General features: G+C 45.9%; 3 protein-coding genes and 1 rRNA gene. 1 reads left to right on the top strand and 3 read right to left on the bottom strand.

Annotation, left to right across the window (positions count from 1 at the left end):
- The 3 genes from AZ66_RS28345 to AZ66_RS28335 all read right to left on the bottom strand — a co-directional run.
- Positions 1-485, bottom strand: a 16S ribosomal RNA gene (locus AZ66_RS28345); the annotation flags it as partial.
- A gap of 322 nt (positions 486-807) precedes the next feature.
- Positions 808-1,032, bottom strand: coding sequence for a hypothetical protein (locus tag AZ66_RS28340; protein WP_021256087.1), 225 nt, complete (start codon positions 1,030-1,032; stop codon positions 808-810).
- 203 nt (positions 1,033-1,235) lie between these two features.
- A complete protein-coding gene (locus AZ66_RS28335; protein ID WP_044357990.1) occupies positions 1,236-1,841 on the bottom strand; it encodes a stage II sporulation protein M in 606 nt (201 codons plus the stop codon).
- A 172-nt stretch (positions 1,842-2,013) separates the two neighbouring features.
- Here AZ66_RS28335 and pdaB point away from each other — a divergent pair.
- A partial coding sequence (pdaB, locus tag AZ66_RS28330) for a polysaccharide deacetylase family sporulation protein PdaB (RefSeq protein WP_044357989.1) occupies positions 2,014-2,689 on the top strand: 676 nt, incomplete at its 3' end.

Below are 2,689 nucleotides of genomic sequence, written 5' to 3'. Positions count from 1 at the left end.
AGGAGCAGTTACTCTCCTAGGCGTTCTTCCCTGGCAACAGAGCTTTACGATCCGAAAACCTTCATCACTCACGCGGCGTTGCTCCGTCAGACTTTCGTCCATTGCGGAAGATTCCCTACTGCTGCCTCCCGTAGGAGTCTGGGCCGTGTCTCAGTCCCAGTGTGGCCGATCACCCTCTCAGGTCGGCTACGCATCGTCGCCTTGGTAAGCCGTTACCTTACCAACTAGCTAATGCGCCGCAGGTCCATCCATAAGTGGCAGATTGCTCCGCCTTTCTCATCTCCCTCATGCGAGGAAAATGCCTATCTGGTATTAGCTCACGTTTCCGTGGGTTATCCCAGTCTCATGGGCAGGTTACCTACGTGTTACTCACCCGTCCGCCGCTAACTCTCAGAAGTGCAAGCACTCCATCAAGTCCGCTCGACTTGCATGTATTAGGCACGCCGCCAGCGTTCGTCCTGAGCCAGGATCAAACTCTCCGTTAAAGTTAAGTTTGAACTGCTCATATCTTTTGACGAGGTATTGCTACCTCATTCACAAACGTTGCTCGTTGTTCAGTTTTCAAAGAACAATCTCAGTCAGCAACCAATCTCTTAGTTACTTTCTTTTTCTCACCGCCTCATCAACGGCGACTTTTATATCTTATCATTTCGTTCAGTTGTTGTCAACATTTTTTTAAAATGTTTTTTTCAACCGTTCGTTATGATTGTTGTTCCCGCTCGCTTCATATCGAAGTCGTTCAGAAGGGAACGAAAAATAATTTATCATATATTCGAAAACACGTCAACACTTTTTTAAAACTTTTTATTACATAGTAACATTCCGATGATTTCTAGCATACTTGGACAGTTCTTTAGGTGATGCAATTCGCGCGTACATGCGGAATACGGTACGGTAACGCTTCGAAATCGCATCCCGTATTTCTGCCTCTAATCGCTTATCGCTTAAATCAAATAGCATCTCATCCAATTCCTTGCGCAGCATATAGCTCAATTCTTTACATTCTCTCTCATTGAACAAAAATCCTAGCATAACTGACCGCATCCTCCCTTGACGACAATACCCCTATCTTCGAACATAACGCTTACTTCCCCACTGCGTAACACTCTATAGTCTGCTTAAGGGAAGTAACTCGCACCCGCTTCTGTTCAATTACAGAAAGAATGGTGCCGCTTTACTGTTATGCTCATTTTTGAGCTGTTTTATCACAGGGAGGTGCGGATTCGTTTATCTAGTTAACCATTCATCAACCAGAAAGTCACGGTACTCTCAATAATAGCGGCAACTAGCAGCATTGCGGTTACCCATACCGCCCCTGCTCCAGTCTGCTTTATCCAATCCATAATCGTTGGCCCCTCAGCGCGCATACGTCTGCTGAAGCATCGCTGCAAGATCAGGATACCAAATCTCATTCCATAGGCACCGGCAATTAGAATTGCGGGAATTTCAAGTATTCCATGCGGAAGTATGCCCTTAATAATCGTGCTTACTAAATCAAGTCCTTGCGAATCCATAATTCGCAGCAGCAATCCGATCACCATACCATTAATAATAAGGAACCCCGCTGGTACGATCCCTAATACGATCCCAGCAAACATGATCATGACAGCCTTAATCGCATTGTTATAGAAAATAAATACGAAGAAAGACAATTCTTGATTATCGGATTGCATCAATTGATCCCGCATACCTTGAATCCCCTTGAGCTGCTCCATGATGAAGCCCTCAAACCCGCTCCACTGATGACCAAGCACATACCCTACAGCAAACAGCAACACAGCGGCAATGAGATACCAACGCAGCTGCTTCAGTGTATTCCACCACGATGAGAATCGAAGCATACAGTACACTCCTCCTTTCAGACTGACTTGCAGACATAATTCCATACACTCAGCATACAATGTAGTAAACAAGCATGACAAGCTGCAGCTTGTCGACGGGCATAAGTATTAGGCAGCAGCGCTACCACCCTAATTCGCCCCATTCAAACGTTACGAGAGGAGCAGCCTTGGTATGAATAATTACTTTTATGTATTTAGCGGCAAGAAAATAAAGCGTGTATTTATACTCGCAATTGCAATGCTATTCGCCGCTGGCGTCGTTTACGTAGAGAGCGACAATATCACCGTATTTTCAGAAGGCAGCAGCCCTTCCGCTATCTACAGCGTCCCAACTGATAAAAAGATGCTCGCCCTCACGTTCGATATTAGCTGGGGGGATACACGAGTTGAGCCAATCTTGCAGATCTTGCAGGAGAAGGGCGTAAAAAAAGCAACATTCTTCCTCTCCTCCCCTTGGAGCAAGACGCATAGTGACCTCGTGAAGAAAATTGAGGCCGCTGGCTACGAAATTGGAAGTCACGGCCACAAGCATGACAATTACAGCAGCATGAGTGATGAAGAGATACGTAAGCAGATTCAGGCGGCCCACAACATTCTATCTGAAGTTACAGGGAAAGCGCCGAATCTGATTCGTATGCCGAACGGTGACTTTGACAAGCGCGTCCTGCAAATTGCTAACAGTCTGAATTACAAGGTCATACAATGGGATACAGACTCATTGGATTGGAAAAATCCCGGGGTTGAAACGATCGTAAACCGCGTCGTTAGTAAAGCACATCCTGGAGACATTATTCTCATGCACGCTAGTGATTCATGCAAGCAAACCCATCTCGCCTTGCCAACCATTC

Origin of the sequence: Paenibacillus sp. E194, assembly GCF_000935845.1 — a bacterium.
GTDB classification, from domain to species: domain Bacteria; phylum Bacillota; class Bacilli; order Paenibacillales; family Paenibacillaceae; genus Paenibacillus_B; species Paenibacillus_B alvei_B.
The sequence above is the reverse complement of the archived record's forward strand: the minus strand, read 5'-3'. Positions and strand labels throughout refer to the sequence as shown.

Coding starts and splice junctions, on each gene's coding strand:
- AZ66_RS28340 (WP_021256087.1), bottom strand. CDS start 1,032: ATGCTAGGATTTTTGTTCAATGAGAGAGAATGTAAAGAATTGAGCTAT.
- AZ66_RS28335 (WP_044357990.1), bottom strand. CDS start 1,841: ATGCTTCGATTCTCATCGTGGTGGAATACACTGAAGCAGCTGCGTTGG.